This window comes from Streptomyces sp. NPDC029044 (genome assembly GCF_040637495.1).
Lineage (GTDB): Bacteria > Actinomycetota > Actinomycetes > Streptomycetales > Streptomycetaceae > Streptomyces.
In genome coordinates, this window is record NZ_JBEZWN010000106.1 from 1 (window position 1) to 15,266 (window position 15,266).

Genomic DNA, 15,266 nt, shown 5'->3' on the forward strand with positions numbered 1-15,266 from the left:
CAGGACCGCCGCTACTACGCCATCACCGTGCGCCCGCAGGTGTTCATCAACCTGGTCCCCGACCACGTGATCTTCCACCGGATGTACCCGGTCGCCGCGGACCGCACGATCGTCGAGTGCGACTGGCTCTATCTCAAGCACGTCGTCGAGAGCGGGAAGGACGTCAGCCGGTCGGTGGAGCTGTTCGACCGGGTCAACCGGCAGGACTTCGACGCCTGCGAGCGCTGCCAGCCCGCGATGAGCTCGCGGCTGTACGCCAAGGGCGGCGTCCTGGTGCCCAGCGAGCACCACATCGGCGAGTTCCACACCTTCGTCCAGGAGCGCCTGGGCGCGGGGCGGCCGCAGTAGTGGCGGCTCCCGGCGTCCCCCCAGCCAGCTGTCCGGCGCGGCAGGCTCAGCCCAGGTAGCCCATCCGATGGCTGATCTCGTCCGCGCCCTTGACCAGCACCGGCGCGAGGTCGTGCATACGGTCCTCGGTGAGCCGGTACGCCGGCCCTGAGGCGCTGATCGCCGCGATGACCTCTCCGTCCCGGTTGCGGACCGGGGCGGCCATGGCGTGCAGCCCCGCCTCGAACTCCTCCAGCGTCCAGGAGTAGCCGCGCTCCAGCGCCTCGGCGAGGTTCTTCTCCAGCTTCGTCTTCGCGGTCAGGGTGCGGGGCGTCATCTTCTTCAGGCCCGCGTCCGACAGCAGCGCGGCACGCTCCTTGGCCGGCATGTGCGCCAGCAGGATCTTGCCGCTGGACGTGGCGTGCAGCGGCGTCAGCTGGCCGACCCAGTTGAACGCCGTCACGGCGCCCGGACCGCGCACCTGGTACAGGTTGATCGCGTACTTCTCCTGCATCACGGCGAGGTTCACGGTCTCGCCGATCTCCTCGGCGAGACGCTCGCAGACCGGGCGGCTCTGCTGGGTGATGTCGATGCGCCCGGTGACCGCGCCGGCGAGCCGGACGATGCCGAAACCGAGGCGGTACTTGCCGCGCTCACCCGCCTGCTCGACCAGACCGCGCACCTCCAGAGCGCCGAGCAGCCGGAACGCGGTGGACTTGTGGACGTCGATCTCGGCGGCTACCTCGCTGACGCCGGCCTCGCCGCGCCGGGCCAGGATCTCCAGCACGGTGATGGCTCGATCGACGGACTGCACTCCGCCGGTCGGCGCACTTGTCGTTTCGGTATCCGGATGGTAGTTGCTCACAACGCAACTATACGGGCGATTAACATAGCCGACAGCGGTGCAGGTCACGGCCTTCACGAGAAAATCAGAAGTTGCGTTGTCCGCAACCTGGTGCGCATAGAGATACCGGTACTAGCATGCCGCGCATTCTCTACGGCGCGAGCGAGACGAGGCCTCATGGCTGACTTGCAGTACGACTTCGTCATCGTCGGTGGTGGATCGGCCGGCAGTGCACTGGCCAACCGGCTCTCCGCGGACCCCGGCAACCGGGTCCTGGTCCTGGAGGCGGGCAGACCCGACTACCCGTGGGACGTCTTCATTCACATGCCCGCGGCACTGACCTACCCGATCGGCAGCCGCTTCTACGACTGGAAGTACGAGTCCGAACCCGAGCCCCACATGGGCGGCCGGCGCGTCTACCACGCGCGGGGCAAGGTCCTGGGCGGTTCCAGCAGCATCAACGGCATGATCTTCCAGCGCGGCAACCCCATGGACTACGAGCGCTGGGCGGCCGACCCCGGCATGGAGACCTGGGACTACGCCCACTGTCTGCCGTACTTCCGGCGGATGGAGAACTGCCTGGCCGCCGACCCGGACGACGAGTTCCGCGGCCACGACGGCCCCCTCGTCCTCGAACGGGGCCCGGGAACCAACCCGCTCTTCGAGGCCTTCCTCCAGGCCACCGAGGAGGCGGGGCACCCTCCGACCAGCGATGTGAACGGCTATCGGCAGGAAGGTTTCGCCAGGTTCGACCGCAATGTCCACCGCGGGCGCCGGCTGTCGGCCGCGAAGGCGTACCTCAAGCCCGTGCGGAAGCGGCCCAACCTGACCGTCACCACGCGTGCCCTGGTCACCCGCGTCCTCTTCGAGGGCAAGCGTGCCGTCGGCGTCGAGTACCGGCACGGTCGCGGCAGGCCCCGGCGGGTGCGGGCCGGTGAGGTCATCCTCTGCGGAGGCGCGATCAACTCCCCGCAACTCCTCCAGCTCTCCGGCGTCGGCAACGCCGAGGAGCTCGCGGCGCTCGGCGTGGACGTCGTACACGATCTGCCGGGCGTCGGCGAGAACCTCCAGGACCACCTGGAGGTGTACATCCAGTACGGCTGCAAGCAGCCCGTCTCCATGCAGCCGTACCTCGCGAAGTGGCGTGCCCCCTTCATCGGCCTTCAGTGGCTCTTCCGTACGGGGCCGGCCGCGACCAACCACTTCGAGGCGGGTGGTTTCGTCCGCGGCAACGAGGACGTGGACTACCCCAACCTGATGTTCCACTTCCTGCCCATCGCGGTCCGCTACGACGGCTCCGTCCCGGCCGGCGGACACGGCTACCAGGTCCACGTCGGACCCATGTACTCCGACGCCATCGGCTCGGTGAAGATCAAGAGCAAGGATCCCGCCGAGCACCCCGCGCTGCGCTTCAACTACCTCTCCACCGAGCAGGACCGCCGTGAGTGGGTCGAGGCCGTCAGGGTCGCGCGCAGGCTGCTCAACCAGCCCGCCATGGCCCCGTACAACGCCGGGGAGATCTCGCCCGGCCCGTCCGTGGAGAGCGACGAGGAGATCCTCGCCTGGGTCGCCAAGGACGCCGAGACGGCGCTGCATCCGTCCTGCACCTGCAAGATGGGCACCGACGACATGGCCGTCGTGGACCCGGCCGATCTGCGCGTGCACGGCGTGGAGGGACTGCGGGTCGTCGACGCGTCGGTGATGCCCTACATCACCAACGGCAACATCTACGCGCCGGTGATGATGATCGCGGAGAAGGCGGCCGACCTCATCCTCGGCAAGGAGCCGCTTCCGCCGTCCGGCGCCGCGTACTACCGGCACCGCGAAGCCTCCGCGTAACCCACTGTTTTCAGACAGCCGACCGGCCCGGAAATCCGGTGGTCCGGGCTGGTCGGCGTCGGGTTCTATGGGTTGCCTCCTTGGTTAAACCGTCATCGGTCAACCCCTTGACGTGCGATCCCGCCTTCTCCAGAGTGTTCCACCACAAGCAATGCGGTGCGTGATGCGCAACGCGATTCGCTCGAAGGGCCCCGACGTGGCAGACCTGTACGTGGACGGCAAATGGCGGGATCCCGTGGCCGGAGGCCACCGGGACATCCGCTGCCCCGCAGACGGAACACTCTCCGTGACCGTGTCCGAAGGCACCCGCCCCGATACCGAGGCGGCCATCGCCGCGGCCCGGCGGGCCTTCGACGAGGGGCCCTGGCCGCGCACCCCCGAGCGCGAGCGCGGCGCGCTCCTGCTGCGCACCGCCGACCTCCTCGAACGTGACGCCGACGCGTTCGCCCGCGCCGAATCGCTGGACACCGGCAAGCGGCTGGTGGAGAGCGAGTACGACATCGCCGACGTCGTCTCCTGCTTCCGCTACTACGGAGGGCTCGGCGGCACCGACGCCGGCCGGGTGATCGACACCGGCCGCGACGACGCCGTCAGCCGCGTCGTGTACGAGCCGATCGGCGTGTGCGCCCTGATCACCCCCTGGAACTACCCACTGCTCCAGGCGAGCTGGAAGGTCGCCCCGGCCCTCCTCGCCGGCAACACCATCGTCCTCAAGCCCAGCGAACTCACCCCCTCCACCTCGATCCTGCTGATGAAGGCCCTGGCGGAGGCCGGACTTCCGGACGGCGCCGCCAACCTCGTCCTGGGAACCGGGCCCGAGGTGGGAGCACCGCTCGCCGAGGACCCCGCCGTCGACATGGTCTCCTTCACCGGCGGCCTGGACACCGGCAGACGCATCATGGCCACCGCCGCCGCGACCGTGAAGAAGGTCGCGCTGGAGCTCGGCGGCAAGAACCCCAATGTCGTCTTCGCCGACGCCGACTTCGAGACGGCCGTGGACTTCGCGCTCACGGCCGTCTTTCTGCATTCGGGCCAGGTCTGCTCGGCCGGTGCCCGGCTGATCGTCGAGGACGCGCTGCACGACCGGTTCGTCGACGAGGTGGTCCGCCGCGCCCGGAGGATCCGTCTCGGCGGCCCCTTCGACCCGCAGGCCGACACCGGCCCGCTGATCTCCGCCCAGCACCTGGCGAAGGTCGAGGCGTACGTCGCGGCCGGACTCGCGGAGGGTGCCGTCCTGCGCTGCGGCGGCGAACGCCCGGGCGACTCGGCCCTGGCCGGCGGCCACTACTACCCGCCGACCGTGCTCGACGCGTGCGGTCAGGACATGAGCGTGGTGCACGAGGAGTCCTTCGGGCCCGTCCTCACCGTGGAGCGCTTCACCGACGAGGACGACGCCGTACGCATCGCCAACGACACCGCGTACGGACTCGCCGGCGCCGTCTGGACGCAGGACGCAGGCAAAGCCCAGCGGGTCGCCCGCCGGCTGCGCCACGGCACAGTGTGGATCAACGACTACCACCCCTATGTGCCGCAGGCGGAATGGGGTGGGTTCGGGCATTCCGGCGTGGGCCGGGAGCTGGGACCGACGGGCCTGGACGAGTACCGGGAGCCCAAACACATCTGGCAGAACATCCAACCCCGGCCGCAGCACTGGTTCCGCGGCTGAACGCCGAAAGAGGTCGAACATGACCCCAGCAACGACCGAGGCGTCGCGGCGGCGCGACACCCCCCAGGACGCGGCACCCACCCCGGTCATCTCCGTACGCGACCTGTGGAAGGTGTTCGGGCCCAAGGCGGCCCAGGTGCCCGGCTCCGAGGAACTGCGCGGACTCACCCGCCGCGAACTGATGGACCGCACCGGATGCACGGCCGCCGTGCGCGACGTGAACTTCGAGGTCGCGCCCGGCGAGGTGTTCGTCGTGATGGGCCTGTCCGGCTCCGGCAAGTCCACCCTGGTGCGCTGTCTGACCCGCCTCATCGAACCCACTACCGGCGAGATCCTCTTCGAGGGCGAGGACATCCGCGACGCGGACGCGAGCCGTCTGCGCGAGCTGCGCCGCAGCAAGTTCTCCATGGTCTTCCAGCACTTCGGGCTGCTGCCGCACCGCCGGGTCGTCGACAACGTGGCCTTCGGCCTGGAGATCCGCGGTATGAGCAGAGCCGAGCGCACCAGGCGCGCGCTGGAGGTCGTCGAACTCGTCGGCCTCTCGGGCTACGAGAGCTCCTACCCCGACCAGCTGTCCGGTGGCATGCAGCAGCGCGTCGGCCTCGCCCGCGCCCTGGCCGGCGACCCCGACGTCCTCCTCTTCGACGAGCCGTTCTCGGCGCTCGACCCGCTGATCCGCCGCGACATGCAGAACGAGGTCGTCCGCCTGCACCACGAGGTCGGCAAGACCATGGTGTTCATCACCCACGACCTGTCCGAGGCACTGCGCCTGGGCGACCGCATCCTCATCATGCGCGACGGCAGGATGGTCCAGTGCGGCACCGGCGACGAACTGGTCGGTGCCCCCGCGGACGACTACGTACGCGACTTCGTCAGGGACGTGCCCCGCGGTGACGTGCTGACCCTGCGGTGGATCATGCGCCCGGCGGCACCCGACGACCCCCTGGACGGTCCCGAGCTGGGCCCGGACGTCGTGGTGAAGGAGGCCACGCGGGCGGTGCTCGCGGCCGAGAAGCCCGTCAAGGTCGTCGAGAACGGCGAACTGCTCGGCATCGTCGGCGACGAGGAGATCCTCGCGGTGGTCGCCGGGCAGGAAGGCGACGCCTGATGACCGTCGCCGTAGAGAAGACGCAGAGACCGCAGAGAACCGGGAACGAGGAGCCGCCCGCTCCCGCCCGGCGCGCGCCCACGGTCAGCCGCTCGATGATCGTCGGCGCGATCCTGGTCGTCTGGCTCGTCCTCTTCGCCGTGCTGCGCGGCAAGCAGACCCTGTCGCTCGCCGCGGCCGATCTGACCGACCTGCACCGGTGGTTCAACGACGTCAACGACTCCATCGGCGCGAACCGCAACTCCAACCCGCTCTTCCTCTACTTCTTCAACGAGATCCGCCTGGTCATCGACACCCTGGTGACCTTCGTGCAGGAGCTGATCTCGCAGCCGACCGCGGGCCGCCCGGTCCCGCAGATCGGCTGGCTCGGTGTCGTGGGCATCGCCGGCTACGTCTCCTGGGCCCTGGGCAACTGGCGGGTCGCGCTGCTCGCCGTCGCCGGCTTCACCTTCCTCGGCCTCCAGGGCCTCTGGCAGGAGAGCATGGACACGCTGGCGCTGACCCTCTCGGCGGTCTTCGTGGCGCTGCTGTTCGCACTGCCCCTGGGCGTGTGGGCCGGACTGTCCGACCGGTTCAACCGTATCGTGACGCCGTTCCTGGACTTCATGCAGACGATGCCCACCTTCGTCTACCTGGCGCCCCTGACCCTGTTCTTCCTCATCGGCCCGGCCTCCGCCACCATCGCGACGGCCATCTACGCGGCGCCGCCCGCGATCCGCATCACCGCCCACGCCATCCGCTCGGTTCCCGAGACCACGGTCGAGGCGGCGGACTCGATGGGCGCGACACGGCGCCAGGCGCTGCTGAAGGTCCTGCTGCCGATGTCCAAGCGGACCGTGGTGATGGGCGTCAACCAGACCATCATGGCCGCTCTGGCCATGGTGACCATCGCGGCCCTGATCAACGCACCCGGCCTCGGGGCGACGGTCGTCCAGGCCCTTCAGTCGCTGGACGTCGGCACGGCGTTCAACGCCGGACTGGCCATCGTCGTCATGGCCATCGTGCTCGACCGGGTCACCACCGCCGCGAGCGGACGGGCCGACACGGCCCGGGGCTCGGACAGTCCCTTCCTCAAGTGGCGGCAGCAGCTGGTGGTGGCCGGGGGAGTGGTGGCCGCGGTCCTGGTGTACCTGTCGCACACGTACCTGTGGGCAGCCGAGTTCCCCGGCGAGGGCAGCACCGGCAGCACCATCGCCAAGGCGGCCACCGACGTGACCACCTGGGCCCAGGACAACCTGTCGGGTCTGACCAACGCCTTCCGCGACGCCCTCACCAACGGCCTGTTGAACCCCTTCCAGACCCTGCTGACCGACTCGCCGTGGTGGCTCGTGGGCGCAGCCCTCGTCGCGCTCGGCACGGTGCTCGGCGGATGGCGTGCCGGGGCCACCTCCGCCGTGTGCGTGGGTCTGCTCATCGCCACCGGCGTGTGGTCGGACGCCATGACGACCCTGGCCTCCACCGCGGTGGCGACCGTGCTCGTGATGCTGCTCGGCGTCGTCCTCGGGGTGTGGATGGGGCGCAGCGCGCTCGTCGACCGGCTGCTCAGGCCGTCCCTGGACGCGGCCCAGGTCATGCCGCCGTTCGTCTATCTCGTGCCGTTCCTCGCGCTGTTCGGCGCGACGCGGTTCACGGCGATCGTCGCCGCGATCGTCTACGCGGCACCCGTCGCCATCAAGATCATCGCCGATGGGGTGCGGGCCGTGCCCGGGACCACCGTGGAAGCGGCGATGTCCACCGGATGCAACACCTGGCAGATCATCACCAAGGTCCAGCTGCCGATGTCACGCGGAGCCCTGACCCTCGCGACCAACCAGGGCCTGATCTACGTGCTGTCGATGGTCGTGGTGGGCGGCCTGGTGGGAGCGGGCGCCCTCGGCTACGACGTCGTGGCCGGGTTCTCGCAGGGCCAGTTGTACGGCAAGGGACTGGCGGCCGGACTCGCCATCGTCCTGCTCGGAGTCATGTTCGACCGGATCACTCAGGCAGCGGCTCGCCGCGCCGGAGCATAAGGAGCACCTCACCATGGCACGACACTTCAGAGCCGGCGCGGCCGGCCTGGCCGTCCTCGGCCTCACCCTCACGGCCTGCGGGGGCGCGAAGGTCGGCGACGACAACGCGGCCGGCTCGGGCAGCTCGGGCAAGTGCGGCACCTTCAACCTCGCGATCAACCCGTGGGTGGGCTACGAGGCGAACGCGGCGGTCCTCGCGTACGTCGCCGAGCACGACCTCGGCTGCAAGGTCGAGCAGAAGGACCTCAAGGAGGAGATCGCCTGGCAGGGCTTCGGCACGGGCGAGGTCGACGCCGTCGTGGAGAACTGGGGCCACGACGACCTGAAGAAGAAGTACATCACCGACCAGAAGACGGCCGTCGACGCCGGCCCGACCGGCAACAAGGGCCTCATCGGCTGGTACGTGCCGCCGTGGCTGGCGAAGGCGCACCCGGACATCACCGACTGGAAGAACCTCGACAAGTACGCCTCGAAGTTCAAGACCTCGGAGTCGGGCGGCAAGGGGCAGCTCCTCGACGGCGACCCGTCGTTCGTCACCAACGACGAGGCGCTGGTGAAGAACCTCAAGCTGGACTTCAAGGTGGTGTACGCGGGCAGCGAGACCGCGCTCATCCAGGCCTACCGCAACGCCGAGAAGAACAAGGAATGGGTGATCGGCTACTTCTACGAGCCGCAGTGGTTCATGTCCGAGGTACCGCTGAAGAAGGTCAGCCTGCCCGCATACAAGGAGGGCTGCGACGCCGACGCGGAGAAGGTCGCCTGTGACTACCCCGTGTACGAGCTCGACAAGATCGTCAGTGCGAAGTTCGCCAAGTCGGGCAGTCCGGCCTACGACCTGGTGAAGAACTTCACCTGGACGAACGAGGACCAGAACACCGTGGCCAAGTACATCGCGGTGGACAAGATGGCACCCGAGGCCGCCGCGAAGAAGTGGGTCGAGGCCAACCGCGGCAAGGTCGACGCCTGGATCAAGTAGGGCGCGGGAACACCCGTGTGAGTCCGGCCCGGGAGGCCCGGCAGGCTGTGTCGTCAGCCTGCCGGGCTTCGTCGTTTTGCGCTGTTTCCTCCCCGCCGCCCCCGGGTGTTTTTCCGGCGTCGCGGACCTCTTGACACGCCGATGCGCGGCGGGCACATTGAGTTGCGCAACCTGAACCCTGTTGCGTAGACAGCAACTGGATCGCTTTCAACGTCGGAGGTGCGGCGATGGCGGGACCCCGGGTGGTCATCATCGGAGCGGGCGTCGTGGGGGCGGCGCTCGCCGACGAGATCTCCGCGCGCGGCTGGACCGAAGTGACCGTGGTCGACCAGGGCCCACTGCCCGCCACCGGGGGCTCCTCGTCACACGCCCCGGGCCTGGTCTTCCAGACCAACCCCTCCAAGACCATGACGGAGATGGCCCGTTACACCGTCGAGAAGTTCTGCTCCCTCGACGTCGACGGGCAGCCCTGCTTCCTCCAGGTCGGCGGCCTGGAGGTGGCCACCAGCCCGGAGCGCGTCACCGAACTCCAGCGGCGCCACGGCTGGCTCGCCTCCTGGGGCATCGAGTCCCGGCTGCTCACCAGCGAGGAGTGCGTCGCACAGCACCCCCTCGTCAACCCGGACAAGGTCCTCGCCGGCCTCCACGTGCCGACCGACGGCCTCGCCAAGGCGGTCCTCGCCGTCGAGGCGCAGATCCGCCGGGCCACCGAGCGCGGAGTCAGCTTCCTCGCCCGCCACGAGGTCCTCGACATCCGGCAGGCCGAGGGGGAGGTGACCGGCGTCCTGACCGACCAGGGCGAGATCCCGGCCGACATCGTCGTGTGCTGCGCCGGCATCTGGGGCCCGAAGATCGCCCGCATGGCCGGCATGAACCTCCCGCTGACCCCGCTCGCCCACCAGCTCGCCTGGACGGGCCCGGTCCCGGCCCTGGCCGGACAGACGCAGGAAGCGGTCCGCCCGATCCTGCGCCACCAGGACGCCGACCTCTACTACCGCGACCGCTTCGACGGCCTGGGCATCGGCTACTACGGCCACCGCCCGATGCCGATCTCCGCAGACGACATCCTCTCCGTGGACGAGTCCGACGAGATGCCCTCCGTCCTGAAGTTCACCGAGGAGGACTTCGAGGAGGCCTGGGCCGAGACGCAGTCACTGCTCCCCGCGGCGAAGGACGCCAAGGTCGAGGAAGGCATCAACGGCCTGTTCTCCTTCACCACCGACGGTCTGCCCCTGCTCGGCGAATCCCCGGACGTCAAGGGCTTCTGGGTCGCCGAGGCCGTCTGGGTCACGCACTCCGCCGGCGTCGGGCGGGCCATGGCCGAGTGGCTGGTCGACGGCTACTGCTCCTCGTTCGACCTGCACGAGTGCGACGTCAACCGCTTCGAGCCGCACCAGCTCTCTCCGGAGTACGTGCTGGCCCGCGACTGCCAGAACTTCGTGGAGGTCTACGACATCCTCCACCCCCTCCAGCCGTCGGGGGACCCGCGCCCGATCCGTACCAGCCCGTTCCACACCCGCCAGCAGGAGCTGGGCGCCTTCTTCCTGGAGGCGAACGGCTGGGAGCGGCCCCAGTGGTACGAGGCCAACGCCGGCCTGGTCGAAGGCCGCTCCATCGTCACCCCCAACGACTGGGCCGCACGCTACTGGTCGCCCATCGTCGCCGCCGAGGCCCAGACCACGCGAGAGACCGTCGCCCTGTACGACATGACGGCCCTCAAGCGGCTGGAGGTCAGCGGGCGCGGCGCCGGCGAGTTCCTGGAGCGGCTGTGCACCGGCAAGGTCGCCAAGTCCGTCGGCTCGGTGACGTACACGCTGCTCCTCGACCACGACGGCGGCATCCGCAGCGACGTGACCGTCGCCCGGCTCGCCCCCGACCTCTTCCAGGTCGGCGCCAACGGCAACCTGGACCTCGACTGGTTCACCCGGCACCTCCCCGCCGACGGCACGGTCCAGGTCCGTGACATCACCCCCGGCACCTGCTGCATCGGCCTGTGGGGGCCGCGTGCCCGCGACGTCCTCCAGCCGCTCACCGACGCCGACTTCTCGGCGACCGGCCTGAAGTACTTCCGCGCCAAGCGCGCGCACATCGGCTCCGTGCCGGTCACCGCGATGCGGCTGTCGTACGTCGGTGAGCTGGGCTGGGAGCTGTACACCACCGCCGACCTGGGACAGAAGCTGTGGGACACGCTGTGGCGCGCGGCCGAGCCGCTGGGCGGGATCGTGGCCGGGCGGGGCGCGTTCAACAGTCTCCGCCTGGAGAAGGGCTACCGGTCCTTCGGCACGGACATGACGTACGAACACGACCCGTACGAGGCCGGTGTCGGCTTCGCCGTGAAGCTCGACAAGGACGACTTCGTCGGGAAGGCGGCGCTGGAGCGGCGCAAGGCCGATGTCCGGCGGAAGCTGACCTGTCTCACGATCGACGACCCCGAGGCCGTCGTCATGGGCAAGGAGCCGGTGTACGACGGGGACTGTGCGGTGGGGTACGTCACCAGTGCGGCTTATGGCTACACGATCGGCAAGGGCATTGCCTATGCGTGGTTGCCGGTGGAGCTGGCCGCTCCGGGGACCGTCGTTCACATCGGGTACTTCGATCAGTCCGTCGAGGCCGTGGTCGCCGAGGAGCCTCTGTTCGATCCGGCCATGTCCCGGCTTCGTGGCTGAGTTTTCGTCTGCGGCTGCGTTGTGGCTGGTCGCGCAGTTCCCCGCGCCCCTTAAGTCTGTTCCACCACAGCCTCCTTGGAAGGAACTCTCCAGGTGACCGCACAACTGCTCGACGGCAAGGCCACCGCCGCTGTCCTTCGTCGGGAACTCGCCGAACGCGTCGCAAAGCTGAGCGCGATCACCGGCCGGGTGCCCGGTCTGGGTACCGTCCTGGTCGGTGACGACCCCGGCAGTCGTGCCTACGTCGGTGGCAAGCACCGGGACTGCGCCCAGGTGGGGATCGCCTCGATTCGGCGGGAGCTGCCCGCCGACGCCTCGCAGCAGCAGGTCGTGGAGACGATCGACGAACTCAACGCCGACCCCGCCTGCACGGGCTACATCGTCCAGCTCCCGCTGCCCCGCCACCTGGACGCGGGCGCCGTACTGGAGCGCATGGACCCGGCCAAGGACGCCGACGGACTGCACCCCGTCAACCTCGGCCGGCTCGTCCTCGGCGTCGAGGCGCCGCTGCCGTGCACCCCGCGCGGCATCGTCGAACTGCTCCGCCGCCACGACGTGCCGCTCGCCGGAGCGCGGGTGTGTGTGATCGGGCGGGGCATCACGGTCGGACGGCCGATCGGGCTCCTGCTCACCCGCCGCTCCGAGAACGCAACCGTCACCCTCTGCCACACCGGAACGAAGGGCCTGGCCTGGCACGTGCGCGAGGCGGACATCGTCGTCGCGGCCGCCGGCTCGCCCGGCCTGATCACCAAGGACATGCTGCGCCCCGGCGCGGCCGTCCTGGACGTCGGCATCACCCGCACCGACCAGGGCCTGGTGGGGGACATCCACCCGGACGCCGCCCAGGTCGCCGGATGGCTCGCGCCGATGCCCGGAGGCGTGGGCCCCATGACCCGCGCCATGTTGCTCGCCAATGTCGTCGAGGCCGCCGAGAGGAACGCGAACGCCGTATGAACGCGCTGAACACCCCCCTGGCGGAGCTGGACCCCGAGGTCCACGCCGCGCTCCGCGCCGAGCTGCACCGCCAGCAGTCCACCCTGGAGATGATCGCCTCCGAGAATTTCGCGCCCTCCGCTGTGATGGAGGCCCAGGGTTCGGTCGCGACCAACAAGTACGCCGAGGGCTACCCCGGCCGCCGCTACTACGGCGGCTGCGAACACGTCGACGTCACCGAGCGGCTGGCCATCGAGCGCATCAAGTCCCTCTTCGGCGCCGGCTTCGCCAACGTCCAGCCGCACTCGGGCGCCCAGGCCAACACCGCCGTCTTCTTCGCCCTGCTCCGGCCCGGCGACACCGTCCTCGGCCTCGACCTCGCGCACGGCGGGCACCTCACGCACGGCATGCGCATCAACTACAGCGGCAAGATGCTCAACGTCGTGCCGTACCACGTCTCGGAGACGGACAACCTCGTCGACATGGACGAGGTGGAGCGGCTCGCCAAGGAACACCGCCCCAAGATGATCATCGCGGGCTGGTCGGCGTACCCCAGGCAGCTGGACTTCGCCGCCTTCCGCAGGATCGCCGACGAGGTGGGCGCCCTGCTGATGGTCGACATGGCGCACTTCGCCGGACTGGTGGCGGCAGGACTGCACCCGAGCCCCGTACCGCACGCCCACGTCACGACCACGACGACGCACAAGACCCTCGGCGGTCCGCGCGGCGGCGTCATCCTCACTAACGAGCCCGACCTGGCCAAGAAGATCAACTCGGCTGTCTTCCCCGGCATGCAGGGCGGCCCCCTGGAGCACGTCATCGCGGCGAAAGCGGTGTCGTTCAAGGTCGCCGCGACACCGGAGTTCGCCGAACGCCAGGCCCGCACGCTCGCCGGCTCGCGCATCCTCGCCGAGCGTCTCACCCAGGCGGACGCGGCGGCGGCCGGAGTGAAGGTGCTGACCGGTGGCACGGACGTCCACCTGGTCCTGGTCGACCTGCGCGACTCCGAACTGGACGGCCGCCAGGCCGAGGACCTGCTCCACGAGATCGGCATCACCGTCAACCGCAACGCCGTGCCCTTCGACCCGCGCCCGCCCATGGTCACCTCGGGCCTGCGCATCGGCACCCCCGCCCTGGCCACCCGCGGCTTCACCGAGGAGGACTTCGCCGAGGTCGCGGACGTCATCACCCTCGCCCTCCAGCCGGAACCCGACGTGGCCGCCCTGCGTGCCCGCACGGAGGCCCTGGCCGCCAAGCACCCGCTCTACCCGCACCTGTCGGACAACGGAGACGCCCGATGAGCCCCCGCACCCCCGGCGCCGAGCTCCCCGAACACCCCGACTGGCTCTGGCGCAACCCCGAGCCCAAGTGCTCCTACGACGTCGTCGTCGTGGGGGGCGGCGGCCACGGCCTGGCCACCGCCCACTACCTGGCGAAGAACCACGGCATCACCAACGTGGCGGTGCTGGAGAAGGGCTGGCTGGCGGGCGGCAACATGGCCCGCAACACCACGATCATCCGCTCCAACTACCTCTGGGACGAGAGCGCCGGCATCTACGAGCACGCCCTCAAGCTGTGGGAGGGCCTGGCGGACGAGCTCGACTACCCGATCCTCTTCTCCCAGCGCGGCGTGCTGAACCTCGCCCACAGCCTCCAGGACGTCCGCGACAGCGTGCGCCGCGTCGAGGCCAACCGCCTCAACGGCGTGGACGCCGAGTGGCTCGACGCGGACGGCGTCAAGGACGTCTGCCCGATCGTCAACATCTCCCCGGACGTGCGCTACCCCGTCCTGGGCGCCACCTACCAGCCCCGCGCGGGCATCGCCAAGCACGACCACGTCGCGTGGGGCCTGGCCCGCTCGGCCGACGCCGCCGGCATCGACATCATCCAGAACTGCGAGGTCACCGGCCTCGACGTGGTCGACAACCGGGTGGTCGGGGTCCGTACCACCCGGGGCCCGATCGCCGCGGGCAAGGTCGCGCTCTGCTCGGCGGGCCACACCTCGGTCCTCGCGGCCATGGCGGGCATCGAACTCCCCGTCCAGAGCCACCCCTTGCAGGCCCTCGTGTCGGAGCTGCTGGAACCGGTCCACCCGACGGTGGTCATGTCCAACGCCGTGCACGTGTACGTCAGCCAGGCCCACAAGGGCGAGCTGGTCATGGGTGCGGGCATCGACGCGTACAACTCCTACACCCAGCGCGGCGCCTTCCACATCATCGAGGAGCAGATGGCGGCCGCCCTGGAACTCTTCCCGGTCTTCGCCCGCGCCCACGTCCTGCGCACCTGGGGCGGCATCGTCGACGTCAGCCCCGACGCCTCACCGATCATCGGCCTCAGCCCGGTGGACAACCTCTACCTCAACTGCGGCTGGGGAACCGGCGGTTTCAAGGCCACCCCCGGCGTCGGCTGGGTCTACGCCCACACCATCGCCCACGACGCACCGCACCCGCTGAACGCCCCCTTCTCGCTCGACCGTTTCACCACCGGCGCGCTCGTCGACGAGCACGGCGCGGCCGCGGTGGCCCACTAGGACCACTGGAAGCTTTGGGAGCCGATCCATGCTGCTGATCCCCTGCCCGTGGTGCGGACCTCGCGACGAGGCCGAGTTCCACTACGGCGGCCAGGCCCATGTGCCGTACCCGGAGGCCCCGGCGTCCCTCACCGACGAGGAGTGGGCCCGCTACCTCTTCTTCCGCGACAACCCCAGGGGCCCCTTCGCCGAGCGCTGGAGCCATGCCGCGGGCTGCCGCCGCTGGTTCAACGCCGTCCGGGACACGTCGACGAACGAGATCCTGACGGTGTACCGCGCGGGCGAGGAGTGCCCGGCCGTTCTCGAGGCACGTGCGGCGCAGGCAGCCTGTCCGGCGCTTGAGGACGAGGCCGTCCAGGCCGAAACGG

The 15,266-nt window shown here is 69.7% G+C and carries 12 protein-coding genes; 11 read left to right on the top strand and 1 reads right to left on the bottom strand.

Annotated elements, in window-relative coordinates:
• Positions 1 to 348, top strand: a 348-nt coding sequence (locus tag AB0E85_RS38265) for an SRPBCC family protein (protein ID WP_361937335.1), incomplete at its 5' end; no start/stop codon positions are given.
• Between the two features lie 46 nt (positions 349 to 394).
• Here AB0E85_RS38265 and AB0E85_RS38270 read toward each other — a convergent pair.
• Positions 395 to 1,141, bottom strand: coding sequence for an IclR family transcriptional regulator (locus AB0E85_RS38270; RefSeq protein ID WP_107457790.1), 747 nt, complete (start codon positions 1,139 to 1,141; stop codon positions 395 to 397).
• 207 nt (positions 1,142 to 1,348) lie between these two features.
• Here AB0E85_RS38270 and betA point away from each other — a divergent pair, with 207 nt between their 5' ends.
• From betA to AB0E85_RS38320, 10 genes are all read left to right on the top strand, one after another.
• Positions 1,349 to 3,010, top strand: a complete 1,662-nt coding sequence (betA, locus tag AB0E85_RS38275) for a choline dehydrogenase (protein ID WP_361937337.1) — start codon at positions 1,349 to 1,351, stop codon at positions 3,008 to 3,010.
• Between the two features lie 196 nt (positions 3,011 to 3,206).
• Positions 3,207 to 4,676 carry an aldehyde dehydrogenase family protein gene (locus tag AB0E85_RS38280; protein WP_361937339.1) on the top strand — a complete coding sequence of 490 codons (1,470 nt, stop codon included), beginning with the start codon at positions 3,207 to 3,209 and terminating at the stop codon, positions 4,674 to 4,676.
• A 19-nt stretch (positions 4,677 to 4,695) separates the two neighbouring features.
• Positions 4,696 to 5,784, top strand: a complete 1,089-nt coding sequence (locus AB0E85_RS38285; protein WP_361937341.1) for a glycine betaine/L-proline ABC transporter ATP-binding protein — start codon at positions 4,696 to 4,698, stop codon at positions 5,782 to 5,784.
• Complete coding sequence (locus AB0E85_RS38290; protein ID WP_361937343.1) at positions 5,784 to 7,793, top strand: ABC transporter permease subunit; 2,010 nt, start codon at positions 5,784 to 5,786, stop codon at positions 7,791 to 7,793. The genes AB0E85_RS38285 and AB0E85_RS38290 overlap by 1 nt, the downstream gene beginning before the upstream one ends.
• Positions 7,794 to 7,806: 13 nt before the next feature.
• Positions 7,807 to 8,769: an ABC transporter substrate-binding protein gene (locus tag AB0E85_RS38295; RefSeq protein ID WP_361937345.1), complete on the top strand. Its 963-nt coding sequence runs from the start codon at positions 7,807 to 7,809 to the stop codon at positions 8,767 to 8,769.
• Between the two features lie 227 nt (positions 8,770 to 8,996).
• Positions 8,997 to 11,435 (top strand): FAD-dependent oxidoreductase, encoded by a 2,439-nt coding sequence (locus tag AB0E85_RS38300; protein WP_361937347.1) that lies wholly within the window; start codon positions 8,997 to 8,999, stop codon positions 11,433 to 11,435.
• Positions 11,436 to 11,528: 93 nt separating this feature from the next.
• Complete coding sequence (locus AB0E85_RS38305) at positions 11,529 to 12,389, top strand: bifunctional methylenetetrahydrofolate dehydrogenase/methenyltetrahydrofolate cyclohydrolase (protein WP_361937349.1); 861 nt, start codon at positions 11,529 to 11,531, stop codon at positions 12,387 to 12,389.
• Positions 12,386 to 13,669 (top strand): serine hydroxymethyltransferase, encoded by a 1,284-nt coding sequence (gene glyA, locus AB0E85_RS38310; RefSeq protein ID WP_361937351.1) that lies wholly within the window; start codon positions 12,386 to 12,388, stop codon positions 13,667 to 13,669. Before AB0E85_RS38305 ends, glyA begins: the two co-directional genes overlap by 4 nt.
• A complete protein-coding gene (locus tag AB0E85_RS38315) occupies positions 13,666 to 14,898 on the top strand; it encodes a sarcosine oxidase subunit beta family protein (RefSeq protein WP_361937353.1) in 1,233 nt (410 codons plus the stop codon). The genes glyA and AB0E85_RS38315 overlap by 4 nt, the downstream gene beginning before the upstream one ends.
• Before the next feature lie 28 nt (positions 14,899 to 14,926).
• Positions 14,927 to 15,266: sarcosine oxidase subunit delta (locus AB0E85_RS38320; RefSeq protein WP_361937355.1), on the top strand; the 340-nt coding region annotated here is incomplete at its 3' end.